The sequence below is a fragment of the Streptomyces anthophorae genome (assembly GCF_049310305.1).
Lineage (GTDB): Bacteria > Actinomycetota > Actinomycetes > Streptomycetales > Streptomycetaceae > Streptomyces.
The window spans coordinates 3649791-3673921 of sequence record NZ_JBLWQQ010000001.1 but is presented as its reverse complement, the minus strand read 5'-3'; the positions used below and the strand labels follow the sequence as shown (position 1 = coordinate 3673921).

Annotated in this window: 23 protein-coding genes; 13 read left to right on the top strand and 10 right to left on the bottom strand. The window is 71.1% G+C overall.

The window, feature by feature from the left end; all coding sequences use genetic code 11:
* Positions 1-124: 124 nt before the first annotated feature.
* The 3 genes from ACNYS0_RS16330 to ACNYS0_RS16320 form a co-directional block, all read right to left on the bottom strand.
* Positions 125-1780: a phospho-sugar mutase gene (locus ACNYS0_RS16330; protein ID WP_422474398.1), complete on the bottom strand. Its 1656-nt coding sequence runs from the start codon at positions 1778-1780 to the stop codon at positions 125-127.
* A gap of 258 nt (positions 1781-2038) precedes the next feature.
* Complete coding sequence (locus ACNYS0_RS16325; RefSeq protein WP_385764486.1) at positions 2039-2863, bottom strand: purine-nucleoside phosphorylase; 825 nt, start codon at positions 2861-2863, stop codon at positions 2039-2041.
* A 116-nt stretch (positions 2864-2979) separates the two neighbouring features.
* A complete protein-coding gene (locus ACNYS0_RS16320) occupies positions 2980-3417 on the bottom strand; it encodes a gamma-glutamylcyclotransferase family protein (protein WP_422409224.1) in 438 nt (145 codons plus the stop codon).
* Between the two features lie 130 nt (positions 3418-3547).
* On the opposite strand from ACNYS0_RS16320, the gene ACNYS0_RS16315 reads away from it, so the two are divergent.
* Complete coding sequence (locus ACNYS0_RS16315; protein ID WP_422474396.1) at positions 3548-4996, top strand: NAD(P)H-quinone dehydrogenase; 1449 nt, start codon at positions 3548-3550, stop codon at positions 4994-4996.
* 210 nt (positions 4997-5206) lie between these two features.
* Positions 5207-6133, top strand: coding sequence for a DeoR/GlpR family DNA-binding transcription regulator (locus ACNYS0_RS16310; RefSeq protein WP_422482669.1), 927 nt, complete (start codon positions 5207-5209; stop codon positions 6131-6133).
* 99 nt (positions 6134-6232) lie between these two features.
* Here the strand turns inward: ACNYS0_RS16310 and ACNYS0_RS16305 are convergent, their stop codons facing one another.
* Positions 6233-6778: a TetR/AcrR family transcriptional regulator gene (locus tag ACNYS0_RS16305; RefSeq protein WP_422482667.1), complete on the bottom strand. Its 546-nt coding sequence runs from the start codon at positions 6776-6778 to the stop codon at positions 6233-6235.
* Positions 6779-6938: 160 nt separating this feature from the next.
* Here ACNYS0_RS16305 and ACNYS0_RS16300 point away from each other — a divergent pair, with 160 nt between their 5' ends.
* Together ACNYS0_RS16300 and ACNYS0_RS16295 are read left to right on the top strand one after the other, a co-directional pair.
* Positions 6939-7493, top strand: coding sequence for a helix-turn-helix transcriptional regulator (locus tag ACNYS0_RS16300; protein WP_422474394.1), 555 nt, complete (start codon positions 6939-6941; stop codon positions 7491-7493).
* Positions 7494-7584: 91 nt separating this feature from the next.
* The gene (locus ACNYS0_RS16295; RefSeq protein WP_422474392.1) at positions 7585-8307 is read left to right on the top strand and encodes a hypothetical protein; all 723 of its coding nucleotides are present in this window, start codon (positions 7585-7587) and stop codon (positions 8305-8307) included.
* A gap of 66 nt (positions 8308-8373) precedes the next feature.
* On the opposite strand, the gene ACNYS0_RS16290 is transcribed toward ACNYS0_RS16295, so the two are convergent.
* A complete protein-coding gene (locus ACNYS0_RS16290; RefSeq protein WP_422474390.1) occupies positions 8374-10146 on the bottom strand; it encodes an acetyl/propionyl/methylcrotonyl-CoA carboxylase subunit alpha in 1773 nt (590 codons plus the stop codon).
* Positions 10147-10591: 445 nt separating this feature from the next.
* Here ACNYS0_RS16290 and ACNYS0_RS16285 point away from each other — a divergent pair, with 445 nt between their 5' ends.
* Positions 10592-11062 carry a hypothetical protein gene (locus ACNYS0_RS16285; RefSeq protein ID WP_422474388.1) on the top strand — a complete coding sequence of 157 codons (471 nt, stop codon included), beginning with the start codon at positions 10592-10594 and terminating at the stop codon, positions 11060-11062.
* Here ACNYS0_RS16285 and ACNYS0_RS16280 read toward each other — a convergent pair.
* From ACNYS0_RS16280 to ACNYS0_RS16265, 4 genes are all read right to left on the bottom strand, one after another.
* Positions 11034-11645, bottom strand: coding sequence for a Maf family protein (locus ACNYS0_RS16280; protein ID WP_422474385.1), 612 nt, complete (start codon positions 11643-11645; stop codon positions 11034-11036). The two genes, ACNYS0_RS16285 and ACNYS0_RS16280, sit on opposite strands and share 29 nt — an antisense overlap.
* 45 nt (positions 11646-11690) lie before the next feature.
* Positions 11691-11819, bottom strand: coding sequence for a morphogenic membrane protein MmpB (gene mmpB / locus ACNYS0_RS16275; protein ID WP_422409240.1), 129 nt, complete (start codon positions 11817-11819; stop codon positions 11691-11693).
* A gap of 96 nt (positions 11820-11915) precedes the next feature.
* Positions 11916-12131 carry an acyl-CoA carboxylase epsilon subunit gene (locus tag ACNYS0_RS16270; RefSeq protein ID WP_422474383.1) on the bottom strand — a complete coding sequence of 72 codons (216 nt, stop codon included), beginning with the start codon at positions 12129-12131 and terminating at the stop codon, positions 11916-11918.
* 11 nt (positions 12132-12142) lie between these two features.
* The gene (locus tag ACNYS0_RS16265; protein WP_422474381.1) at positions 12143-13738 is read right to left on the bottom strand and encodes an acyl-CoA carboxylase subunit beta; all 1596 of its coding nucleotides are present in this window, start codon (positions 13736-13738) and stop codon (positions 12143-12145) included.
* A 148-nt stretch (positions 13739-13886) separates the two neighbouring features.
* Between ACNYS0_RS16265 and ACNYS0_RS16260 the strand changes: the two genes are divergently transcribed.
* From ACNYS0_RS16260 to ACNYS0_RS16245, 4 genes are all read left to right on the top strand, one after another.
* Positions 13887-14759: a biotin--[acetyl-CoA-carboxylase] ligase gene (locus tag ACNYS0_RS16260; RefSeq protein WP_422474379.1), complete on the top strand. Its 873-nt coding sequence runs from the start codon at positions 13887-13889 to the stop codon at positions 14757-14759.
* A 127-nt stretch (positions 14760-14886) separates the two neighbouring features.
* Positions 14887-16017, top strand: coding sequence for an adenylate/guanylate cyclase domain-containing protein (locus ACNYS0_RS16255; RefSeq protein ID WP_422409246.1), 1131 nt, complete (start codon positions 14887-14889; stop codon positions 16015-16017).
* Positions 16018-16058: 41 nt separating this feature from the next.
* Positions 16059-16862, top strand: coding sequence for an enoyl-CoA hydratase/isomerase family protein (locus ACNYS0_RS16250; protein WP_422474377.1), 804 nt, complete (start codon positions 16059-16061; stop codon positions 16860-16862).
* 119 nt (positions 16863-16981) lie between these two features.
* Positions 16982-18145, top strand: coding sequence for a GGDEF domain-containing protein (locus ACNYS0_RS16245; protein ID WP_422474375.1), 1164 nt, complete (start codon positions 16982-16984; stop codon positions 18143-18145).
* A gap of 27 nt (positions 18146-18172) precedes the next feature.
* On the opposite strand, the gene ACNYS0_RS16240 is transcribed toward ACNYS0_RS16245, so the two are convergent.
* Positions 18173-18457 carry a hypothetical protein gene (locus ACNYS0_RS16240; protein WP_422409253.1) on the bottom strand — a complete coding sequence of 95 codons (285 nt, stop codon included), beginning with the start codon at positions 18455-18457 and terminating at the stop codon, positions 18173-18175.
* A gap of 108 nt (positions 18458-18565) precedes the next feature.
* Here ACNYS0_RS16240 and ACNYS0_RS16235 point away from each other — a divergent pair, with 108 nt between their 5' ends.
* The 4 genes from ACNYS0_RS16235 (at position 18566) to ACNYS0_RS16220 (ending at position 24043) form a co-directional block, all read left to right on the top strand.
* Complete coding sequence (locus ACNYS0_RS16235) at positions 18566-18904, top strand: hypothetical protein (protein WP_422409255.1); 339 nt, start codon at positions 18566-18568, stop codon at positions 18902-18904.
* A gap of 235 nt (positions 18905-19139) precedes the next feature.
* The gene (locus tag ACNYS0_RS16230) at positions 19140-20399 is read left to right on the top strand and encodes a L,D-transpeptidase (RefSeq protein WP_422474373.1); all 1260 of its coding nucleotides are present in this window, start codon (positions 19140-19142) and stop codon (positions 20397-20399) included.
* 327 nt (positions 20400-20726) lie between these two features.
* Positions 20727-22832, top strand: a complete 2106-nt coding sequence (locus tag ACNYS0_RS16225) for a bifunctional polysaccharide deacetylase/glycosyltransferase family 2 protein (RefSeq protein ID WP_422474371.1) — start codon at positions 20727-20729, stop codon at positions 22830-22832.
* Positions 22829-24043, top strand: coding sequence for an LCP family protein (locus ACNYS0_RS16220; protein ID WP_422474369.1), 1215 nt, complete (start codon positions 22829-22831; stop codon positions 24041-24043). Before ACNYS0_RS16225 ends, ACNYS0_RS16220 begins: the two co-directional genes overlap by 4 nt.
* Positions 24044-24131 lie beyond the last annotated feature (88 nt).

Here is a 24131-nt window from a genome sequence, read left to right as displayed (position 1 = left end):
GCCCTCGTGGCGCATCGAACGGCCGGGCGAAAATTCAGCGGCTGGGCAAACTCAAGCCCCTGCGGCGATTGAGCAGCGGGGTCCGGGGCAGAGCCCCGGGACCGCAACCACGGACTGCGCCGAACTAGATCCCGGCCGCAACGGAGAGATCCCGCTTGATGGCCGCCAGCCGCTCCACGGCAGTGGCCCGCGCCGCCGACAACGCCCCCCGGTCGGCGACCGGCACCACGACCTCCAGGTAGCACTTCAGCTTCGGCTCCGTCCCCGACGGCCGCACGACGACCCGCGCCCCGTCCAGCGTGTAGCGAAGCCCGTCCGTGGGCGGCAACCCGCCCTCCCCCTCGGAGAGGTCGTCCGCCCGGGTCACCGCGAGCCCCGCCAGCTCCACCGGCGGAGCCTCCCGCAGGCGACTCATCGCGTCCGCGATCACCGACAGGTCCTCGACCCGCACACTCAACTGGTCCGTGGCGTGCAGCCCGTGCGCGAGCGCCAGGTCGTCGAGCGCGTCGAGCAACGTACGGCCCTGGGCCTTCAGCTCGCTCGCCAGCTCGGTCACGAGCAGCGCGGCCGTGATGCCGTCCTTGTCGCGCACTCCCTCGGGGTCGACGCAGTAGCCGAGCGCCTCCTCGTAGCCGTAGCGCAGGCCCTCGACGCGGGCGATCCACTTGAAGCCGGTCAGGGTCTCCTCGTACGGGAGGCCCGCCGCCTCGGCGATCCGGCCGAGCAGGGAGGACGACACGATCGACTCGGCGAGTACGCCGCTCACGCCCCGCTTCACCAGGTGCGCCGCGAGGAGCGCGCCCACCTCGTCGCCGCGCAGCATCCGCCAGTCGCCGCCGTCGGGAACGGCGACGGCGCAGCGGTCCGCGTCCGGGTCGTTGGCGATGATCAGGTCCGGGGCCCCGTCCTGCGCGCGGGCCGTCGCGAAGGACAGGTCCATCGCGCCCGGCTCCTCCGGGTTCGGGAACGCGACCGTGGGGAAGTCCGGGTCGGGCTCGGCCTGCTCCGGCACGAGCACCGGCGCGGGGAAGCCCGCGCGGGCGAACGCGGCGAGGAGGGTGTCCTTGCCGACGCCGTGCATCGCCGTGTAGACGGTGCGGGCGCCGCGGGCCGAGCCCGGCGCGAGGACCGCGTCCGTACGCGCGAGATACGCCTCGAGGACGTCCTCGCCCAGCGTCTCCCAGCCGGACTCCGCGCGCGGCACGTCGTGCAGCGAGGCCACCGCGTCGATCTCGGCGGCGATCTCCGCGTCGGCCGGCGGCACGATCTGCGAGCCGTCGCCGAGGTACACCTTGTAGCCGTTGTCGCGCGGCGGGTTGTGCGAGGCCGTGACCTCGACGCCCGCGACCGCGCCCAGGTGCCGTATGGCGAAGGCGAGCACGGGGGTGGGCAGCGGGCGGGGGAGGACCGCGGCGCGCAGTCCGGCCCCCACCATCACCGCCGCCGTGTCGCGCGCGAAGTCCGCCGACTTGTGCCGTGCGTCGTAGCCGATGACGACCGGCCCGTCCGTCTGCCCCTTGGCCTTCAGGTACGCCGCGAGGCCCGCGGCCGCGCGGATGACCACCGCGCGGTTCATCCGCATCGGGCCCGCGCCCAGCTCACCGCGGAGACCTGCGGTGCCGAACTGGAGCGTGCCCGCGAAGCGCTCCGCGATCGATTCCAGGTCGCCGGTCTCGATGAGCTTGGCGAGCTCCTCGCGGGTCTCCGGGTCCGGGTCCTCGGCCAGCCAGGTCCTTGCCCGGTCGAGCAGTTCGCTGCCAGATACGGTCACGGTTCGCATTCCTTCGGGGAGTTCTCGGGCCGCAACGGGGTTGACGTCTCGGGGCTCTGCCCCGGACCCCGCTGCTCAATCGCCGCAGGGGCTTGAAATCCGGACCCGTGCCTGGAGGGCGGGGCCCGGGGGCTTGAAATCCGGACCCGTGCCTGGAGGGCGGGGCCCGGGGGCTTGAAATCCGGACCCGTGCCTGGAGGGCGGGGCCCGGGGGCTTGAAAAGTCGGACCTGCGCCCTGGAAGGCCGTGCCCAGGGGCTTGAATGGATCAGATCTTCGCGAGGACCTTGGTCAGCAGGTCGCCCATGGCGGTGGCCGAGTCGCGGCCCGCCTGGAGGACCTCTTCGTGGTTGAGCGGCTCGCCGGACAGGCCCGCCGCCAGGTTCGTCACGAGGGAGATGCCCAGCACCTCGGCGCCCGCCTCACGGGCCGCGATGGCCTCCAGGGTGGTGGACATGCCGACCAGGTCGGCGCCGAGGATGCCGGCCATCCGGACCTCGGCGGGGGTCTCGTAGTGCGGGCCGGGGAACTGGGCGTAGACGCCCTCTTCCAGGCTCGGGTCGATCTCCTGGCACAGCGCGCGCAGCCGCGGCGAGTACAGGTCGGTGAGGTCGACGAAGTTGGCGCCGACGATCGGCGAGGCCGCCGTCAGATTGATGTGGTCGGAGATGAGCACCGGCTGGCCGGGGCGCATGCCCTGGCGCAGACCGCCGCAGCCGTTGGTGAGCACGATGGTCTTGCAGCCCGCGGCGGCGGCCGTGCGCACGCCGTGCGCGACCGCGGCGACGCCACGGCCCTCGTAGTAGTGCGTACGGCCCAGGTAGACCAGGGCGCGCTTCTCGCCGACCTGGTACGAGCGGACCGTGCCGCCGTGGCCCGCCACCGCGGCACCGGTGAAACCGGGCAGCTCGGTGAAGGGGAACTCGGCGGCGGGCTCGCCCAGGGCCTCGGCGGCGGGTGCCCAGCCCGAGCCCATCACGAGGGCGACGTCGTGGGTCTCGGCGCCCGTCAGCTCGCGCAGCCGCGCGGCGGCGGCGTCGGCGGCGGCGTACGGGTCGGCCAGGACGTTGTCCGGAGTAAGAGAAGCGTTCACGCCGACGAGGGTAGCCTGTCGTTGCCTACGCGCGTAGATGTCGGAGGTCACGTCCTTGTGATCGTTGCTTTGTCGTTTCCGACGAACGAGGGCGCGGCCGGCGATTCCGCGGGCCCTCAGCAGGGGCGCTTGCGCAGCTCCATCGCGTAGTCGTGCGGCGCGCCCGCGGACTCGGCCGCGTCGGCGATCTCGCCCAGGTACCGCGCCGAGGGGAGGCCGCCCTCGTACCCGTTCAGTACGTAGAGCCACGCGGGCTCCTCGCACTCCAGGGTGTCCACGCGGACCCGCATCCGCCGGTAGATGTCGAGGCCGACACCCTCCCAGCGGTCCATCGACTCCTCGTCCATCGGAGCGATGTCGTACAGCGCGACGAAGACCTGTGAACGCGGCGCCTCGACGATCGTGGCGAGTGCGCCCTCCCAGCCCATGTGCTCGCCCCCGAACGTGAGCCGCCAGCCGTTCAGCCAGCCGGTCGCGCGCAGCGGCGAGTGCGGGGCGCGGCGCGTCATGAGCCGCGCGTCGAGATTGCCGGCGTACGCGGCGTAGAGCGACATGGGACCGAGCGTACGTCAGACGGACCACGTGTCCCGCGAGTAACCGCAGCACCCCTCTTAAGAGGGGATACGCGTTCCGCAGGGCCGGACGGGGGCCCCGGCTCGGTGCGGGCTTGAAGCGTGCGGGACAATGGGGCATGTGACTCGGATCGTGATCATCGGTGGCGGACCTGGCGGATACGAGGCGGCGTTGGTGGCCGCGTCCCTCGGCGCGGAGGTGACCGTCGTCGACTGCGACGGCCTCGGCGGGGCGTCGGTGCTGACCGACTGCGTACCGTCGAAGACTCTGATCGCCACGGCCGAGGTGATGACCACCTTCGACTCCTCCTATGAAGAGCTCGGCATCATCGTCGAGGACGACACCCCCGACCCGGACAGTCCGGCCCGCGTCGTCGGCGTGGACCTCGGCAAGGTCAACCGCCGTGTGAAGCGCCTCGCGCTCGCCCAGTCCCACGACATCACCGCCTCCGTCACCCGCGCGGGTGCGCGGGTGCTGCGCGGCAAGGGCCGCCTCGACGGCCAGCAGGCGCTCGACGGCTCCCGCAAGGTGATCGTCACCGCGGCCGACGGCAGCGAGGAGACCCTCGTCGCCGACGCCGTGCTGCTGTGCACCGGCGGCCACCCGCGCGAGCTGGCCGACGCGCAGCCCGACGGCGAGCGGATCCTCAACTGGACGCAGGTGTACGACCTGGACGAGCTCCCCGAGGAGCTCATCGTGGTCGGTTCCGGTGTCACCGGCGCCGAGTTCGCCGGCGCCTACAAGGCGCTCGGCTCCAAGGTCACCCTCGTCTCCTCCCGCGACCGCGTGCTGCCCGGCGAGGACCCGGACGCCGCGGCCGTCCTGGAGGACGTGTTCCGGCGCCGCGGCATGAACGTCATGGCCCGCTCCCGCGCCGCCTCCGCCAAGCGCGTCGGCGACCGCGTCGAGGTCACGCTCTCCGACGGCCGGGTCATCTCCGGTACGCACTGCCTGATGGCGGTCGGCGCCGTCCCCAACAGTGAGGGGCTCGGCCTGGAGGAGGCGGGCGTCAAGGTCAAGGAGTCGGGCCACATCTGGACCGACAAGGTCAGCCGCACCACCGCCCCCGGCGTGTACGCGGCCGGCGACGTGACCGGCGTCTTCGCCCTCGCGTCCGTCGCCGCGATGCAGGGCCGCATCGCGATGTACCACTTCCTGGGCGACGCGGTCACGCCGCTGAACCTCAAGACGGTCTCCTCCAACGTCTTCACCGACCCGGAGATCGCGACCGTCGGCTACACGCAGGCCGACGTCGACTCGGGCAAGATCGACGCCCGCGCCGTCAAGCTGCCGCTGCTGCGCAACCCCCGCGCGAAGATGCAGGGCATCAGGGACGGCTTCGTCAAGATCTTCTGTCGTCCGGGCACGGGCATCGTGGTCGGCGGAGTGGTCGTCGCGCCGCGCGCTTCGGAACTGATCCACCCCATCTCGATCGCGGTCGACAACAATCTGACGGTCGAGCAGATCGCGAACACGTTCACCGTGTACCCCTCGCTGTCGGGCTCGATCGCCGAAGTGGCCCGCCAGCTGCACACGCGGAAGGTCGCGGAAGAGAGCTGATTCCCGGCAACGGGCCGCAGGTCACGGTGAGTTGCGGCCCATGCGGGGGGCATAGGCGCCATGTATAGGCACCCCGCCGCGCCTATACCACTTCCACGGTTCCCGTGCGAACAGAATCTGTAATTCGGCGCAAACTGCTGAAAGCAGACGGTCGTTGGGGTTACTGTCAGTTTCGTGTTCGCTGCAGAACGTCGTCAATTGATCCTCGAAATGGTGCGAGCCAACGGAGCGGTTTCGCTCCGTGAGCTCGCCCGCGTCGTCCAGACCTCTGAAGTGACCGTACGGCGGGACGTGCGCGCACTGGAGGCAGAAGGACTCCTCGACCGCCGGCACGGCGGTGCGGTATTGCCGGGCGGATTCACGCGGGAGTCCGGCTTTCCGCAGAAGTCACATCTCGCGACCGCAGAGAAGACGGCCATCGCCGATCTCGCCGCGGGTCTCGTCGAAGAGGGCGAGGCCATCGTGGTGGGCGCGGGGACGACCACGCAGGAGCTGGCCCGCCGGCTCGCGCGTGTGCCGGGCCTGACCGTCGTCACCAACTCACTCCTCGTCGCCCAGGCGTTGGCGCATGCCAACCGGGTCGAGGTCGTCATGACCGGTGGCACGCTGCGGGGTTCCAACTACGCGCTGGTGGGCAGCGGGGCGGAGCAGTCCCTTCAGGGCCTGAGAGTCTCGCGCGCCTTCCTGTCCGGCAGTGGTCTGACCGCCGAGCGTGGGCTCTCCACGTCCAACATGCTGTCGGCGTCCGTGGACCGGGCGCTCGTGCAGGCCGCGTCCGAGGTCGTGGTGCTCGCGGATCACTCCAAGCTCGGTACGGACACCATGTTCCAGACCGTGCCGACCGATGTGATCACGCGGCTCGTGACGGACGAGCCTCCGGCGCACGACGACCGGGCGGCGACGGAGCTCCAGGCGCTGGCCGATCAGGGCGTGCAGGTCGCTGTCGCGGGGGCCGGGGCGGAGGACCCTACCGGGGGCGGTGAGTCCGTCCCGGCGCGGACGGCGCGCCGAGATGTGCCATTGCCGGGGCAGCGGCGCGGACAGCTTCCGTCCGGTGGTCACTCTTTGCGCAGTGCCGCCGCGCTGGACACCGGGCCCGAGCGCTCGGCGCGAGTGGCCGATTTGCGGCGCCGCTGATCGTTGCTCAAGCCCGGGCGGGGCTTAACGATCAAGCCCCTGCGGCGATTGAGCAGCGGGGTCCGGGGCGGAGCCCCGAGTCCGCAACGACGGTGCCCGTCAATCGGTGATGCCGCGCAGCGTGAGGCGCAGCAGGCGATCCGCCAACCCCGGGTCCGACGGAGTCTCCTCCGCCGCGAGGGCGATCGCGTTCGTGAGCTGAAGGAGGTCCGTCATGGAGACGTCCTCCCGCACCGCCCCCGCCCGCTGCGCCCGCGAGAGCAACGCCTGCCCGGCCTCCCGCATCGGATCGCTGCACCGGGCCAGCGCCGAACTCGCGTCCTGCGAGGCCGACATGAGGGCCCGGGAGAGCCCCCGGTACTCGCTCGCGTGCGTGATGATCTCGCGCAGCCAGGTCACGAGCGCCGTACAGGGCTGCGGAGCGTCGAGCAGCGCCCGGGAGCGGTCGAGCAGATCGTTCACCGCCTCCTCGAAGACGGCGCTCATCAGCGCGTGCCGATTGGGGAAGTGCCGGTACAGCGTGCCGATGCCGACCCCGGCCCCGCGGGCCACCTCTTCCAGGGAGGCGCCCGTGCCGTGCTCGGCGAAGGCGATCCGGGCCTGCGCGAGCAGCCGCTCGTAATTGCGGCGCGCGTCGGCGCGCATGCGGCGCGAGCGGTCGTGCTCGGCTGTCGTCATCGGGCCTCCCTGGGCGTGCGCAGGACTTCAAGGATGCCCGATCGCGGGTCCGGGGCGGTGCGGAGGGATCCCTACCGCAGTAGCGTCGACGCGGAGGGTGCATACGCGAGGCGCCCTGGAGCACGGCATGGACATCATCGATGAGCAGCGGGACCTGCTCGGCCACGCGCAGCCCCGCCTCGCGGCCGCCGAACGTCTGCTGGCCGAGCGGCAGCGGATGTACGCGCTCCTCGCCGCCGCGCTCGCGTCCGCCGGGCGGCGCGGGCAGGGGGTCGCAGTGGTGGCCGGGGACGGGACGGTGCGGGCGCTCGACGCCGTCGCGGCGGAGCTGCTGCCGCGCCTGGACGGCGTTCCGTGGATCGGCACCCGCGGCGGCTTCCGGGCGCACGGCATCGACGTACGAGCGGTGGCGTGCGCCCTGCCCGACGTGGAGCGGCTCCTGCTGCTGCGCGACCTCGCTCCGGGCCGCGCCGCCGCCCGTGCGCTCGGCCTCACCGAGCGCGAGCACCGCACCCTGGAGCACATCGACGCCGGCCGCACCCCCGCCGAGGCGGCGCGTGCGATGGGGATCTCGCTGACGACCGTACGAGGGTATGTGGCGTCCCTGCACCGCAAGTTGAACGCAGGGCACACGGCGGCGCTGCTGCGCAGGGGGCGGGAGGCGGGGCTCCTGGGGGAGTGAACGCCCCTCAGAATTGACGGATGGCCCGGCCGGAACGCGACCGCTTCACTGGTGGAATCCGGTGGCATCCACGGGCAACAGGGGGAACGCCATGACCGCCACACCGTCGTCCGCGCACATACCCGCGGCCTCCAAGGGGGCCGCCGTCGAACGGATCAGGCCGCTGCGGGCCGTCATGGCCGCGGTGCTCGTCCTCGGGCCGCTCCTGTTCATCGTCGCCTCGGCCGTCTCCCCGTACGACATGACCGAGGACAAGGTGGCGAAGATCGTCTCCGACATCGCGGCGAACGAGGGCCAGGAGAAGGCCGCCGCCTGGGTGTGGCTCGCGCTGGGGATCGCGATGACCGCCGCGGCCCTGCTGGTCTCCGTGTACGTCATGGCGCGCTCGCCGAAACTGGGGCTCGCCGGGCTGCTGCTGTTCGGGGGCGGCGCCGTGGCCGTGAACCTGGCGCCGTCGTACGACTTCGTGGCGCTGGCGGGCCTGGACAAGGGGGTCGCTCAGACGGAGATCGTGAAGGTCATCAAGGGCGGGGACAGCCTGGCGATGCCGACGGTCGCCGGTATCTGGTTCATCGTGGGCATCGTGCTCGGCGCCATCGTCCTCGGCATCGGCCTGCTGCGCAGCCACGCGGTGCCGGCCTGGGCGGCCTGGGTGTTGATGGTCTCGATGCCGCTGAACGTCCTGGGCTGGTTCACCGGTGTCGCGGCCCTCGCGTATGCGGGGTTCGCGCTGCTGACCGTCGCCTTCGCCGTGCTGGCGCTGGACATCGCGCACCACGGCCTCGGCTGGGTGCGCGCCGCCGGGCAGGGGTGAACGGCCGAGGGCCCGTTGACCGGTGTGTCGGTCAACGGGCCCTCGGCGTACGCCTGTCGAAGGGCGTCAGTCCTTGATCTCGCAGATGGCGGCGCCCGAGGTGAGGGACGCGCCGATCTCGGCGGAGAGGCCCTTGACGGTGCCCGACTTGTGGGCGTTCAGGGGCTGTTCCATCTTCATGGCCTCCAGGACGACGATGAGGTCGCCCTCCTTGACCTCCTGGCCCTCCTCGACCGCGACCTTGACGATCGTGCCCTGCATCGGGGAGGCGAGGGTGTCGCCGGAGGCGGCGGAGCCGGACTTCTTGGCGGCGCGCCGCTTCGGCTTGGCTCCGGCGTTCAGGCCGGTGCGGGCCAGGGACATGCCCATGCCCGCCGGGAGGGAGACCTCCAGGCGCTTGCCGCCGACCTCGACCACGATGTTCTCGCGGCCCGCCTCGTCCTCGTCCTCACCGGGCGCCGGGGCGGCGAACGGCTCGATGTCGTTGACGAACTCGGTCTCGATCCAGCGGGTGAAGACCGTGAACGGGTCCTCGCTGCCGGTCAGTTCGGGGGCGAACGCCGGGTCGGTGACCACCTTGCGGTGGAAGGGGATGGCGGTGGCCATGCCCTCGACCTCGAACTCGGCGAGCGCGCGCGAGGCCCGCTGGAGGGCCTCCTTGCGGGTGCGACCCGTGACGATCAGCTTGGCGAGCAGGGAGTCCCAGGCCGGGCCGATGACCGAGCCGGACTCGACGCCCGCGTCCAGGCGGACGCCCGGGCCCGAGGGGCCCTCGAACTTGGTGACGGTGCCCGGGGCGGGCAGGAAGCCGCGGCCCGGGTCCTCGCCGTTGATGCGGAACTCGAAGGAGTGGCCGCGCAGTTCGGGGTCGCCGTAGCCGAGCTCCTCGCCGTCGGCGATGCGGAACATCTCGCGCACCAGGTCGATGCCGGCGACCTCCTCGGTCACCGGGTGCTCGACCTGGAGACGGGTGTTGACCTCCAGGAAGGAGATCGTGCCGTCCGCGCCGACGAGGAACTCGACGGTGCCCGCGCCGACGTAGCCGGCCTCCTTGAGGATCGCCTTCGAGGACGAGTACAGCTGCTCCAGCTGAGCGTCGCTGAGGAACGGCGCCGGGGCCTCCTCGACGAGCTTCTGGTGGCGGCGCTGGAGCGAGCAGTCGCGGGTGGAGACGACCACGACGTTGCCGTGCTGGTCGGCCAGGCACTGCGTCTCGACGTGGCGCGGCTTGTCCAGGTAGCGCTCCACGAAGCATTCGCCGCGACCGAAGGCGGCGACCGCCTCGCGCACCGCGGACTCGTACAGCTCGGGCACCTCGTCGAGGGTGCGGGCGACCTTCAGGCCGCGGCCGCCGCCGCCGAAGGCGGCCTTGATCGCGATCGGCAGCCCGTGCTCCTCGGCGAACGCCACGACCTCGTCGGAGCCCGAGACCGGGTCCGGGGTGCCGGCGACGAGCGGGGCGCCCGCGCGCTGCGCGATGTGCCGCGCCGCGACCTTGTCGCCGAGGTCGCGGATGGCGTGCGGGGGCGGGCCGATCCAGATCAGCCCGGCGTCGAGGACGGCCTGGGCGAACTCGGCGTTCTCCGACAGGAATCCGTAGCCGGGGTGGATGGCGTCCGCGCCGGAGTCCTTCGCCGCCTGGAGCACCTTGGCGATGTCCAGGTAGCTGGTGGCCGGGGTGTCCCCGCCAAGGGCGAACGCCTCGTCGGCCGCACGGACGTGCAGAGCGTCCCGGTCCGGCTCGGCGTAGACGGCAACGCTCGCGATCCCCGTGTCCCGGCACGCCCGGGCCACGCGGACAGCGATTTCGCCACGGTTGGCGATGAGCACCTTGCGCACGATGGCTCCCTCCTTGCTGTGTCTTCCCGGGGGCATCCCCCGGACCCCCGGCCGTGGTCGCCCGAGCCGGGGCGGTCGGCGGGTCACCGTGAAGCTTGACTCACTGAAACAAGCTGAGTTTAGGGACTGCCGACACGGACCCACGAGGCATCCCCGGGCGTGAGCTTGCCCACACGCAGTGTCACCCGGGGTCCACCTGGTACATGAAATCCCTTGTCGCGCCTGGATACGCGCGATCCCTCACCGCAACCCTAGCCCGCATCTGTGGCCAAGGTCTCTGTGAGACCGCGCTGCGGCCCGTCGGCATTCTTTGTGGAGTCCCTACGAATGGCCCAACGATTCTTTGCCTGCTGCAGAACCCTTGTACGGAGGTTTACCCGTTAGTAGCGTTCGGGATGTCTTGGCCGTACTAGCGGTAACAGTCAGTGGAAGTGGGTGGGGGCCGGTGGCTCGCAGACCGGTGGCGTGGGTCGCCGCGATCGTGTTGTTCGCGGAGGCGTTCGGGATCGTGCTCCTGAACTGGTTCCTCGGGCTCGTGGTCGACAACCAGGACATGTCCCTCGCCGGTCTCGACCCGCGGGCGATGTCGGTGGGCGCGTGGATCGCGGGCGGCCTGTTCGGGCTCTATCTGGTGCTGTGCGGGATCGTGCTCGCGCGCACCGCGGTCGTCGACCGGGCACCGGCCGGGATCGCGCGGATCCTGCTGATCAGCGCGGCCGTCGTGCACGGGCTGCTCGGCGCGTTCTCGATCAGCCTGGTGGGCTGGTTCAGCTTCGTGTTCATGATGGTCGTGCTCGCCCTGCTCGTGCTCACGCTGGTGGCGTACGACCGGCACGAGCAGGGGGAGCGGGAGCCGCAGCAGGACGGCCCCGCGCAGAACGGTCCCGCTACTCCGCCGGCGCCCACAACTCCGTGATGCCGATGCCCAGTTCGGCGAGGAGGCGGCGGACCAGCGGCAGCGAGAGGCCGATCACGTTGCCGTGGTCGCCTTCGATGCCGTCGATGAACGGGGCGGAGCGGCCGTCCAGGGTGAACGCGCCCGCCACGTAGAGGGGTTCGCCCGTCGCCACGTACGCGGCGATCTCCGCGTCGCTCGGCTCGCCGAAGCGGACGACGGTGGAGGCGGTGCCCGAGGCGTACCGGCCGCTCGCCGTGTCGTACACGCAGTGGCCGGTCTGCAACGTGCCCGCGCGGCCGCGCATCGACTTCCAGCGGGCCGTGGCCTCCTCGGCGTCGGCCGGCTTGCCGAGCGCCTCGCCGTCGAGGTCGAGCACGGAGTCGCAGCCGATGACGACGGCGCCGCCCGCCTCGGGGCGCGCCGCGACCACGGACGCCTTGGCCTCGGCGAGCGCGAGGGCGAGTTCGGCGGGCGTCGGGGCCGTCACGGCGTCCTCGTCGACCCCGCTGACGATCACCTCGGGGGCGAACCCGGCCTGCCGCAGCAGGCCGAGGCGGGCGGGGGACTGGGAGGCCAGGATCAGGCGGCGTGGAGCAGTCATGCGGCTCAGGTTATCCAGCGTGGCGCCGGGCATTCCCCGCCCGCCTCACGCGGTCCCCAGCATCAGGAACATGACGACCATGGCGAGAGCCAGCAGAAAGCCCGCGCGCCGCAGCATCGCCTGCGTTTCGCGGAGCTCCTCTGGGGGCTCGTCATCGGGGTCTGACCACAGCACATACAGCATGGTGCTGCGCGCGCGGGCGGGGCGCCTGAGTACGCGTACTCAGGCGCCCCGTCACGAAAGGACTAATTCACGCGGGCCCGTGGGTGATCACGCGGGCCAGTACGTCCGGGACCAGCTCGACGCCCCCGGAGCGGGCATCCGGTGCCGGGCGATGCGGGAGGGATCCGACCACGCGCCCGCCGCGTCCCGGTCCGCCGCCGCGGCCGGGGCGTCCGGGACCGCCGCGGCGCGCGCCTGGACCACCGCCAGTGCGGCGGCCAGCTCCTCGGGGGTCGGATTGCCCCGTACGACCTTGATCATCACAGCGGCGCTCCTTACAGCGGGATGTTGCCGTGCTTCTTCGGGGGCAGTGATTCCCGCTTCGTACGCAGCTGACGCAGGCCGCGCACCACGTGGGAGCGGGTGTCCGAGGGCATGATCACGGCGTCGATGTAGCCGCGCTCGGCCGCCGTGTACGGGTTGAGGAGGGTGTCCTCGTACTGCTGGATGAGCTCCGCGCGGGTGGCCTCGACGTCGTCGGCCGCCGCGATGGTCTTGCGGTGCAGGATGTTGACCGCGCCCTGCGCGCCCATGACCGCGATCTGCGAGGTCGGCCAGGCCAGGTTGAGGTCGGCGCCCAGGTGCTTGGAGCCCATGACGTCGTACGCGCCGCCGAAGGCCTTGCGCGTGATGATCGTGATGAGCGGCACCGTGGCCTCGGCGTACGCGTAGATCAGCTTGGCGCCGCGCCGGATGATGCCCTCGTGCTCCTGCTCGACGCCCGGCAGGAAGCCCGGCACGTCGACGAACGTCAGCACCGGCACGTTGAAGGCGTCACACGTGCGGACGAACCGCGCGGCCTTCTCCGATGCGTGGATGTCGAGGCAGCCGGCGAACTGCATCGGCTGGTTGGCGACGATGCCGACCGGGCTGCCCTCGACGCGGCCGAAGCCCGTGATGATGTTCGGCGCGAACAGCGCCTGCGTCTCGAAGAAGTCGGCGTCGTCCACGACGTGCTCGATCACCGTGCGCATGTCGTACGGCTGGTTCGCGCTGTCCGGGATGAGGGTGTCGAGCTCGCGGTCCTCGTCGGTGAGCGCGAGGTCGGCCTCCTCCGGGAAGGAGGGCGGCTCGCTCAGGTTGTTCGACGGCAGGTAGGAAAGCAGCGACTTGACGTACTCGATCGCGTCCTTCTCGTCGCCCGCCATGTGATGCGCGACACCCGAACGCGAGTTGTGGGCGCGGGCGCCGCCCAGCTCCTCGAAGCCGACGTCCTCACCGGTGACCGTCTTGATGACGTCCGGTCCCGTGATGAACATGTGCGAGGTCTGGTCGACCATGACCGTGAAGTCGGTGATGGCGGGGGAGTACACGGCACCGCCCGCGCACGGCCCGACCACGAGCGAGATCTGCGGGATGACACCCGAGGCGTGCGTATTGCGGCGGAAGATCTCGCCGTACATGCCGAGGGCCATGACGCCCTCCTGGATGCGGGCGCCGCCGGAGTCGTTGATGCCGATGACCGGGCAGCCGGTCTTCAGCGCGAAGTCCATCACCTTCATGATCTTCTGCCCGAAGACCTCGCCGAGCGCCCCGCCGAAGACCGTGAAGTCCTGCGAGAACACCGCGACCGGGCGGCCGTCCACGGTGCCGTAACCGGTCACGACGCCGTCGCCGTACGGCTTGTTGGCGTCGAGGCCGAAGTCCGTCGAGCGGTGCCGGGCGAACTCGTCCAGCTCCACGAAGGAGTCCTCGTCGAGCAGCAGCTCGATCCGCTCACGTGCGGTCAACTTGCCCTTGGCGTGCTGCTTTTCGACCGCGCGTGCGGACCCGGCGTGGGTCGCCTCGTCGATCCGGCGCCGCAGATCGTCGATCTTGCCTGCGGTCGTGTGGATGTCGATCTTCGCTGTCGGCTGTTCCAACTCGGACATCGGGATGCGGCTCCCTGCCTGCTTCGTCGCTGCTCACGGGGACGGTCGGGGGACGGTTCGAGAAAGGGGAGTGGGGCTACTGATTCGTAGCGTAGTGGCCTGAATACCGTTCAGCAGTGCGGTCTTTGCCACACCTAGGCTGGGTTGCATGACGCCGCGAGATGGTTCAGACGTACCCGCAAGCCCCTGGTCCGACCTGGACCGGCCGCCCCTGGCCGAGGCCGGGCTCCGCCGGTCCCTGCTGAAGGAAGGGGGCCTCTGGTCGTCCGTGGAAGTGGTGCCCCGCACGGGGTCCACCAACACGGATCTGGTGCGGCGGGCCTCGGAGGGGCCCGTGGCCGAGGGCACCGTGCTCGTCGCCGAGGAGCAGAGCGCGGCGCGCGGGCGGCTCGACCGGAGCTGGTCGGCGCCGCCGCGCTCGGGCCTGTTCTTCTCGGTGCTGCTCAAGCCGGGGGAGCACGAGGTGCCGGTGGCGCGCTGGGGGTGGCTGCCGCTGCTCACCGGGGTCGCGGTCGCCACGGCACTGTCCTCGGCCGCGGGTGTCGACACGGCCCTGAAGTGGCCGAACGACGTGCTGCTCACGGTCGACGGCGAGGAGCGCAAGGCCGGCGGCATCCTCCTGGAGCGGGCCGGTCCGGACGCCGTCGTGCTCGGCGTCGGCCTGAACGTGTCGCTGCGCGCCGACGAACTGCCCGTCCCGACGGCGGGTTCGCTCACCCTCGCCGGGGCGAAGGTCTCCGACCGGGAGCCGGTGCTGCGGGCCGTGCTGCGGTCCCTGGAGAAGTGGTACGTCGAGTGGTGCGCGGCCGAGGGCGACCCCGCTCTGTCCCGGTTGCAGGAGGCGTACGCCGCGGGCTGCGGCACGCTCGGGCGTCAGGTCCGGGCCGTCCTGCCGGGCGACCGGGAGCTGACCGGCGAGGCGGTGGCCGTGGACGGCGACGGCCGTCTGGTGATCGCCACGGGGGCCGGGGGCCGGGAGGCGGTCGGTGCGGGCGACATCGTGCACCTGCGACCTGCGTAGGTACGCACCACCGAAGCCTCCAGGTCGACGCCACCCGGAAGCGGACGGAGTGACGTGGGGCACAGGTGCTGCCGTAGAGTTGAGCCCGGTCGATACCTGACCGCGGCAGATCGGAAGGGCAGCAGGCGTGACCGTCGACGACTCGGGCTCCGGCACGGGCTCTCCCACCGACCCCGAGAAGCCGGAAGGAGCGGAACCGGAAGAGGCAGAGGCCGAGGATCCGCTCGCCCTGCGGCTCGAAGGGCTCATCCTCGGGGCCGAGCGCAGATACACCCCGTTCCAGGCGGCCCGCAGCGCGGGCGTCTCCATGGAACTGGCCTCCCGGTTCTGGCGGGCCATGGGCTTCGCCGACATCGGCCAGGCCAAGGCCCTGACCGAGGCGGACGTCCTTGCGCTGCGGCGCCTCGCCGGTCTCGTGGAGGCGGGGCTGCTCAGCGAGGCCATGGCCGTACAGGTGGCCCGCTCCACCGGACAGACCACCGCGCGTCTCGCCGAATGGCAGATCGACTCGTTCCTGGAGGGGCTCACCGAGCCCCCGGAACCCGGCATGACCCGCACCGAGGTCACGTACCCGCTGATGGAGCTGCTCCTGCCGGAGCTGGAGGAGTTCCTCGTCTACGTGTGGCGGCGGCAGCTCGCCGCGGCGACCGGCCGTGTCGTGCAGGCCGGGGACGACGAGGAGATGGTGGACCGGCGGCTCGCCGTCGGCTTCGCCGACCTGGTCGGCTTCACGCGGCTCACCCGCCGTATGGAGGAGGAGGAGCTCGGCGAACTCGTCGAGGCCTTCGAGACCACCGCCGCGGACCTCGTCGCGGCGCACGGCGGCCGGCTCGTCAAGACCCTCGGCGACGAGGTCCTGTACGCGGCCGACGACGCGGGCATCGCGAGCGAGATCGCGCTGCGCCTGATCGAGACGATGAGCAACGACGAGACGATGCCGGAGCTGCGCGTCGGCATCGCGTTCGGCACGGTCACCACGCGGATGGGCGATGTCTTCGGCTCCACCGTGAACCTCGCGAGCCGCCTCACGTCGATAGCTCCCCGGGACAACGTGCTGGTGGACGGCGCCTTCGCCCAGGAACTGATCAGGATCGGGGAGACGCCCGCCTCCGAGGCGGAGGCCGCCGCCGAGGCGCAGAAGGCGAAGGAGGACGGCGAGGAGCCGCCCACCTACCGGTTCGCGTTGCAGCCCATGTGGCAGCGGCCCGTGCGCGGCCTCGGCGTCGTGGAGCCCTGGACGCTGACCAGGCGCACCTGACAACCTTGGCGGTTAACTGGCGTTAACCGGAAGGGTGTGTCATGAGTGACGAGCGGCGGTTCGGGGAGTTCGTGGCGGTGCGCCGGCACGAGAGCGGGACGGTCGCCGAGCTGGTGCTCGACCGGCCCAAGGCGATGAACGCGGTGTCGAGCGACATGGCCCGCTCGATCACCGCCGCGTGCGACGCGCTGACGGCCGACCGGGACGTCCGCGTCGCCGTCCTCACCTCCAGCGCCGAGCGCGCCTTCTGCGTCGGCGCCGACCTCAAGGAGCGGAACTCCTTCTCCGACGCGGATCTGCTGCGCCAGCGGCCCGTGACCCGTGCCGCGTACACCGGCGTTCTGGAGCTGCCGATGCCGACGATCGCGGCCGTGCACGGCTTCGCGCTCGGCGGCGGCTTCGAGCTGGCGCTCGCCTGCGATCTGATCGTGGCCGACGGGACGGCCGTCGTGGGCCTTCCCGAGGTGTCCGTCGGCGTGATCCCCGGCGGCGGCGGTACGCAGCTGCTTCCGCGCCGCGTCGGGGCCGCGCGGGCCGCCGAGCTGATCTTCACGGCGCGCCGGGTGCGGGCCGCGGAGGCCGGGGAGCTCGGGCTCGTGGACCAGGTCGTGGAGGCGGGCGCGGACCGCGAGGAGGCGCTCGCGCTCGGCGCGCGGATCGCCGTCAACTCACCGGTCGGCCTGCGCGCGTCGAAGAAGGCGCTGCGCCTCGGGCACGGCCTCGACATGCGGGCGGGCCTGGAGGTCGAGGACGCGGCCTGGAGGTCCGTGGCGTTCTCCGGGGACCGGGCCGAGGGCGTGGCGGCGTTCAACGAGAAGCGCAGCCCGCAGTGGCCGGGGGAGTGACGAGAAGCGGTCGCACTGCCGACCCGCTTCGTCACGTTGCGTGACGCGCGACCGGTCGCGAGTCCCGGGTCGGCGCACCGAATTCACCGAAATGTCGGAAAACTCCTTACTCTGGAGTGATGGGTGAGGACGTTCGGCTACGCGCAGTGGTGGAGCTCGCGCAGGGCATGGCCGCCGCGCGCAGCCCGCGCGACTCCTGGCGCGCGGCCGCGCTCGGCGCCTGCCGCGCGCTGTCCGGGAGCTTCGCCGCGCTCTCCGTCTGGGAGCGCGAGCGCGGCCGGCTGCGGGTGCTCGTCAACGTCGGGGAGCTGGCCGAGGGCGAGGAGGAGTTCCCCGAGGGCGAGGGCTACCCGGTGCACCAGTTCCCCGAGATCACCGAGTTCCTGCACGAGCGGTGGGCCAAGGGCGGCGAGCCGGACGCCTGGGTCGAGACGGCCGAGGGTCCGGTGGACCGGGCCGGCTACTGCCACCAGCGGGTCGCCGCGCTGCGCCGCAGGGGCCGCGGCTGCTGCGTCGTCGCGCCGATCGTGCTGCACGGGCGGGCCTGGGGCGAGCTGTACGTGGCGCGGCCGACCGGGTCCGAGGTGTTCGGCCGCTCCGACGCCGACTTCGCCACGGTCCTCGCGGCGGTCGTCGCGGCCGGCATCGCGCAGACCGAACGACTGGAGGAGGCCCGCCGGCTCGCCTTCACCGACGCCCTCACCGGCCTCGCCAACCGGCGCGCGGTCGACATACGCCTCGACGAGGCCGTGGAGCGGCACCGCGCGGACGGCTCCGTGGTCAGCCTCGTCGTCTGTGATCTCAACGGCCTGAAGCGGGTCAACGACACCTATGGGCACGCGGCGGGCGACCGGCTCCTCGAACGGTTCGGCTCGGTGCTCTCGCTGTGCGGGGCGATGCTGCCGGGAGCGCTCGCGGCCCGGCTCGGCGGCGACGAGTTCTCGCTCGTGGCCGTGGGGCCCTCGGCCGACGAGGTGGTCCGGGTGGGCGACGAGATCTGCTCCCGGGCCGCCGAGTTGGACCACGGCGACGGCGTCGCGTGCGGGATCGCGTCGACCGGGGACCCGATCGGCGAGGTGAGCAGCGCACGCCGTCTCTTCCGCCTCGCGGACGCCGCGCAGTACAAGGCGAAGGCGCTGCACGCGGCGAAGCCCGTGGTGGCGGGGCGCGACGGCGGCCTCGCCGACCCGGTGGTCCGGCTCGCGGACTCCCCGCCGGCCGCGGGCGAGGGCGAACGGCGGCGCATCAGGGGCCTGGAGCCCGACAAGCGCACCGGAGGATAAGTACCGCCCGGGCCGCGGCGGTTGCGGCTACACCTCGTACGCGCGGCCCCGGCGCACCGAGTACGTCACGAAGCCGACGCCCAGGCCGAGGAAGGCCGAGCCGCCGATGACGTACGGCGTCGTGTCCACCTGTCCCGTGTCGGCCAGGCGGAGTTGGCGGTCCGACTGCTCGGTGACCGCCGTGACCGTACGCTGCTGGTCCGCATGGGTGACATGCTCCGGGGTCGCCGTCGCTGTGGGAACGAACCACAGCGCGCCGAGGAGCGCTGCGGCGGCAGTGGCGGTGAACAGTGATCGACGTGCGGCAGGCACGGAAGCGATCCCCCTTGTGGCGCTGGCGAATTGGCCGTGTGTGCTGATGTTAGTTAAAGACGCGGGTCACAGGAAAGTCACGGGGCGGATGGGTCGTACGCTCCGCCCATGAGCACTGATGACACGTCACGTTTTGTTCGCCTCAAGGTGGAATTGGTCCTGGAGGTCGCCGACGCGGAGGCACTGACCGGGGCCGCGTTGCAGCGCGTCGCGGAGGACGAGGAGACCGGGCCCGAGGAGCGGGCGCAGGCCGTGAGCGCCGTGGAGGAGGACGAGGCGGAGGCGGTCGCGTATCTGGTGGACCCGTTCGATCTGGTCGCCGACGTGCCCGGGGCGGAGCTCGTGCAGGCGTCCTGGTCCAGTGAACAGGTCGATTACGACCCCGACTCGCCGGATTGGGACCTCGGCGAGGATGATGAGGAGGGGGAAGCGGAAGACGGCGTGTAGCGGTCCTCGAAACGGGAACCCTGGGCGGCAACCGCTGCCCGGGGTTTTGTCGTCCCCGGTGAGGGAGTCCCGACGTGGTCTTGCCCACACCGGCGGTTCTTCGGGAACGGGACGAACCGGTCACGACGTTGAGTGGGATACGAGGGGACTGCTGTGTCCTCTTGGGCCTGCTGTCGACCGGGCTCGGGGCGGCCGACGGCAGGTGAATTCGGCGAAGTCGGGAAATTCGGCGACTATGGAGAAGCGTGTGATAACGGACGGTAAGCGGCGCAAGGGTCTGATGGCCGCGTCCGCTCTGCTCGGCGGTGTGCTCGTGCTGACTGCCTGTGGCGGCGGCGACGAGGGCGGCGGCTCGGGCAAGAAGGAGTCGCAGGCGCAGGCCGACGAGGCCGCGGCCAAGAAGACCTCCGAGGCCGACATCAAGATCGCGCCGAAGGACGGCTCCGACAACGCGAGCATCAACAGCGCCGCGAAGGTCACCGTGAGCAAGGGCACGCTCACCGATGTCGCCATGACCACGGCCGACGGCACGAAGGTCGACGGACAGATCTCCGCCGACAAGAAGAGCTGGAAGCCCACGAACCAGCTGGAGCGGGCCACGACGTACAAGATCGCCGCCGAGGCGAAGGACTCCGACGGCCGCGCGGCCCACGAGAACTCGCAGTTCACGACGGTGTCCCCGGCCAACAGCTTCATCGGCAACTTCACGCCGGAGGACGGCTCGACGGTCGGCGTCGGCATGCCCGTGTCGATCAACTTCGACAAGGCGATCAGCAACAAGGCCGATGTCCAGAAGCACATCACCGTGACCTCAAGCAGCGGGCAGGAGGTCGTCGGGCACTGGTTCAACGACACCCGGCTCGACTTCCGCCCCGAGGACTACTGGAAGGGCGGCTCCACGGTCACGATGAAGCTCGACCTGGACGGGGTCGAGGGCGCGAGCGGCGTGACCGGCGTGCAGCAGAAGACGGTCTCGTTCAAGATCGGTCGCGACCAGGTCTCCACGGTCGACGCGAAGACCAAGATGATGACGGTCACGCGGGACGGGAAGACCGTCAAGACCATCCCGATCTCCGCGGGCTCCCCCGACAACAAGACGTACGAGGGTCAGATGGTGATCTCCGAGAAGTTCAAGGAGACCCGGATGAACGGTGCGACGGTCGGCTTCACGGACGACGACGGCAAGGGCGAGTACGACATCAAGGACGTGCCGCACGCGATGCGCCTGTCGAACTCCGGCACGTTCATCCACGGCAACTACTGGGGCGCCAAGTCGATCTTCGGCGGCGCGAACACCAGCCACGGCTGCGTCGGCCTCCAGGACGCCAAGGGCGCCAATGACCCCAGCACCCCGGGCGCCTGGTTCTACAACAACTCGATGGTCGGCGACGTCGTCATCGTGAAGAACACCGGCGACAAGACGGTCCAGCCGGACAACGGCCTCAATGGCTGGAACCTGAGCTGGTCGCAGTGGAAGGCCGGGTCCGCCGCGTAGCGCCGAGCCGCACCGAACCACACCGAATCGCCGCAGCGGGAGCCGGAGCGTCACCTGACGCTCCGGCTCCCGCCGTGTGCGCAGGTGTCGTCGAAGTGAACACGTATCGAGCAAAGGGTTGTGCTCGAATCGGAAGGTGTGCCGTTTGTCACGTGGCACTCCGGTCCCAGATGTTTGTCAATGCCCCAATTCTCATACGGTCACATCAATACACTCGCCTCCCATGTGTGAGTGGAACGTGGAGAACGGGCACCGAATGTGGTCGCTTCGTCGGGGCCGGGACCGGGACCGGGGCCGGCCGGGCGGCGACGCCGGCGCCGACGCCTGATGGGGGCACGGCACAAACAAGCAAGGGACCCGCGGGCGCACTGGCTGCTGCTCGCCCTCACCCTGCCGGTGCTGCTCGGCGCGCTCCTCTTCCAGGGCTGGACCCAGAACGAGGTGGACGGCGCCAAGACGAAGCCTGCCTGCACGCAGCCCGTGCCCGCGTCGGCCTCCGGCGCGGGACCGGTGCTGTCCATCGACGGCGGCCGGGTGCACAGCGCCTCGATGTCGCCCGGCACCGTCGCGCTCACCTATGACGGCGGCCCCTACCCGAAGGCGACGCCGAAGCTGCTCGCGCTGCTCAAGAAGCACCACGCGCACGCCACGTTCTTCCTCAACGGCGCCAAGGCCGCGCAGTACCCGAAGCTGGTCGAGCGGATCAGGGCCGAGGGCCACGACATCGGCTCCAACACCTACACGGGCGCCGACCTGGGCAGCTCGTCCAAGGTGCGCAGCAAACTCGAACTGGAGCTGACCCAGAGCGCGTTCGCGGGCAGCGGCGGCTTCCACACCACGCTCCTGCGGATGCCGATGACCACCACCGTCGCCACGATGTGCGGCGGCGAGTGGCCCGCCGCGCAGGCCGCGTCCGCCGCCGGCTACACCCTGGTCGCGGCCGACCACTCCGGGCAGCGGGTGCGGGACGGCCTGGTGCGCCAGCTCAGCCAGACCTCGCTCGGCTACCGCGAGACGCAGAAGCTCCTTGCGAACCCGCAGGCCAAGACCTTCGCCACCATCACGGAAGGCGCCCGGGCCAACCGGCAGGCGACGTCCGAGGTGGCCGCGCCCGTGCGCTGGCTCGGGCAGGGCCTGATCTGGTTCCAGACCCTCGGCCGCAGCTTCGTCTCGGCCATCTCCTGGGTGCTCCTCGCGGCCGCGGGGCTCGGGGTGCTGCGCCTGCTCGTGCTCGTGCTGTTCGCCCGCGCCCACGTCCGACGCCTTGAGCGGTTCCGCCCCGGATCGCCCTGGCTGCGCGAGATCCGCGATCCGGTGACCGTGCTCGTACCCGCGTACAACGAGGAGGCGGGTATCGGCGCGACGCTGCGCTCGCTGCTCGCCTCCACCCACCAGCCGATGCAGATCATCGTCATCGACGACGGGTCGAGCGACCGCACGGTCGAGATCGCGAGTGAGTACGCGGCCCGGGACGCGCGCGTACAGGTGCTGTGCCAGCCGAACTCGGGCAAGGCCGCGGCCCTCAACCACGGCCTGAAGTACACCCGTTGCCCCTACGTAGTGATGATCGACTCGGACACCGTCTTCGAGGCGGACGCGATCCAGCGCCTGGTCCAGCCGCTGGCCCACCCGGCCGTGGGTGCGGTCAGCGGCAACACCAAGGTCGGCAACCGCAAGCGACTCCTCGGCCGCTGGCAGCACCTTGAGTACGTCTTCGGGTTCAACCTGGACCGCCGGATGTTCGAGGTCCTGGAGTGCATGACGACCGTGCCCGGCGCGATCGGTGCCTTCCGGCTCGACGCGCTGATGGGCGTCGGCGGTCTGAGCGAGGACACCCTCGCCGAGGACACCGACCTCACCATGGCGCTGTGGCGGGCCGGATGGCGGGTCGTGTACGAGGAGACCGCGATCGCGTGGACCGAGGTCCCCACGTCCCTGCGGCAGTTGTGGCGCCAGCGCTACCGCTGGTGCTACGGCACCCTCCAGGCGATGTGGAAGCACCGGGGCGCGGTCCTGGAGGTCGGGCCCGCGGGCCGCTTCGGGCGGCGCGGCCTGTCCTACCTGTTCCTCTTCCAGGTCGTGCTGCCGCTGCTCGCCCCGATGATCGACGTCTTCATGTTCTACAGCGCCGTGTTCGCCGGCGACACGACCACGTCCGTGGTGGCCTGGGTGGGCTTTCTCGCCCTCCAGATGGTCGTCGCGGCGTACGCTCTGAAGCTCGACGGAGAGCGCAGGCGCACGCTCTGGTCACTGCCCTTCCAGCTGTTCGTGTACCGGCAGTTGATGTACCTCGTGGTCATCCAGTCCGTGGTGGCCTTCGTGGGCGGCAGCCGGTTGAAGTGGCAGCGCATGCACCGTTCCGGAACGGCCGCCGCGGCGGCCCAGCACATCGTCAGGCCGGCCGAAGAGCCGGACCTGCCGGTCGCGAGGTGACGACCCTGAACCCCAGCACTTACACCCCGACGCCCTATCCGTACGGCGAGTACGAGGGGGAGCAGTACGGGTACGAGCCCGAGCCCCGCTCGTACGAGGTCGGGCACCAGCCGTACGAGGTCGAGCACCACCCGTTCGACCCGGTGCCGGCCAACCGGCCCGGCGGGCGGGCCGACGGCAGTTACAAGCGCAGCGAGCGCGAGCCCAAGCGCAAGCGGCGGCGCACCAAGTTCGGGCTCGTGGTGCGCGGTCTCTGCCTGCTGGTGCTGCTCGCGGTGCTCGCGGGCGCGGGGACGTACGTGTGGGCGGGCACCCGGCTCGACGGGGAGGTCGACCTGGCGTCGATCCCCACCCGGGCCGCGCCCGGCAAGGGCACCAACTACCTGATCGTGGGCTCCGACAGCCGCGAGGGCCTCAGCGAGAAGCAGACCAAGAACCTGCACACCGGCTCCGAACTGGGCTCCGAGGGCCGCCGCACCGACTCGATGATGGTGCTGCACACCGGCGCCCACGGCACCACCCTCACCAGCCTGCCGCGCGACTCCTGGGTCACCATCCCGCCGTACGTGGACCCGAAGACCGGCGTCCACCACAAGCCGGCGAAGAACAAGCTCAACGCGGCGTTCTCGCTCGGAGGGCCCGAACTCCTGGTCCGCGCGATCGAGTCGAACACCGGGCTGCGGATCAACCACTACACGGAGATCGGCTTCGCCGGGTTCGTCGGCATCGTCGACGCGGTCGGCGGCGTGCCGATGTGCGTCGACCGGCACATCGTCGACGACAAGTCGGGGCTCGACCTGGCCAAGGGCTGCCACACCCTGACCGGACGCGAGGCGCTCGGCTTCGTGCGCCAGCGCCACCAGGAGAAGGAGGGCGACCTCGGGCGCTCCCGCAACCAGCAGAAGTTCCTCTCCGCGCTCGCCAAGAAGGCCTCGTCGCCCGGGGTACTGATGAACCCCTCCACCATGTACGGCACGGCGGGCGCCGGTCTGGACACGCTCATCGTCGACAAGTCGACCGGGGTGCCGCAGCTGACCCGGCTGTTCAAGGCGATGCAGGGCGTGTCCTCGGGCCAGGGCAGGCAACTGGGCGTCCCCGTCGGCACCTTGGGCCTCGCCACCTCCAAGGGCAGCGCGGTCCTCTGGGACAAGAAGAAGGCGAACCTCCTGTTCACCGAACTGAGGGAGGACCGCCCGGTGACGGTGAGGTGATCAAGCCCGCTCTTCGGACGAGAGGCCGCGGAGCCCCGTGACCGCAACACCGGCGCTGGCCACAGCGGAGCGCCGGTGCTTCGCTGGA

Coding starts and splice junctions, on each gene's coding strand:
- ACNYS0_RS16330 (WP_422474398.1), bottom strand. CDS start 1,780: ATGCGAACCGTGACCGTATCTGGCAGCGAACTGCTCGACCGGGCAAGG.
- ACNYS0_RS16320 (WP_422409224.1), bottom strand. CDS start 3,417: ATGTCGCTCTACGCCGCGTACGCCGGCAATCTCGACGCGCGGCTCATG.
- ACNYS0_RS16315 (WP_422474396.1), top strand. CDS start 3,548: ATGGGGCATGTGACTCGGATCGTGATCATCGGTGGCGGACCTGGCGGA.
- ACNYS0_RS16310 (WP_422482669.1), top strand. CDS start 5,207: ATGGTGCGAGCCAACGGAGCGGTTTCGCTCCGTGAGCTCGCCCGCGTC.
- ACNYS0_RS16305 (WP_422482667.1), bottom strand. CDS start 6,778: ATGCGCGCCGACGCGCGCCGCAATTACGAGCGGCTGCTCGCGCAGGCC.
- ACNYS0_RS16300 (WP_422474394.1), top strand. CDS start 6,939: ATGGACATCATCGATGAGCAGCGGGACCTGCTCGGCCACGCGCAGCCC.
- ACNYS0_RS16295 (WP_422474392.1), top strand. CDS start 7,585: ATGACCGCCACACCGTCGTCCGCGCACATACCCGCGGCCTCCAAGGGG.
- ACNYS0_RS16280 (WP_422474385.1), bottom strand. CDS start 11,645: ATGACTGCTCCACGCCGCCTGATCCTGGCCTCCCAGTCCCCCGCCCGC.
- ACNYS0_RS16265 (WP_422474381.1), bottom strand. CDS start 13,738: ATGTCCGAGTTGGAACAGCCGACAGCGAAGATCGACATCCACACGACC.
- ACNYS0_RS16260 (WP_422474379.1), top strand. CDS start 13,887: ATGACGCCGCGAGATGGTTCAGACGTACCCGCAAGCCCCTGGTCCGAC.
- ACNYS0_RS16250 (WP_422474377.1), top strand. CDS start 16,059: ATGAGTGACGAGCGGCGGTTCGGGGAGTTCGTGGCGGTGCGCCGGCAC.
- ACNYS0_RS16245 (WP_422474375.1), top strand. CDS start 16,982: ATGGGTGAGGACGTTCGGCTACGCGCAGTGGTGGAGCTCGCGCAGGGC.
- ACNYS0_RS16235 (WP_422409255.1), top strand. CDS start 18,566: ATGAGCACTGATGACACGTCACGTTTTGTTCGCCTCAAGGTGGAATTG.
- ACNYS0_RS16230 (WP_422474373.1), top strand. CDS start 19,140: ATGGAGAAGCGTGTGATAACGGACGGTAAGCGGCGCAAGGGTCTGATG.
- ACNYS0_RS16225 (WP_422474371.1), top strand. CDS start 20,727: ATGGGGGCACGGCACAAACAAGCAAGGGACCCGCGGGCGCACTGGCTG.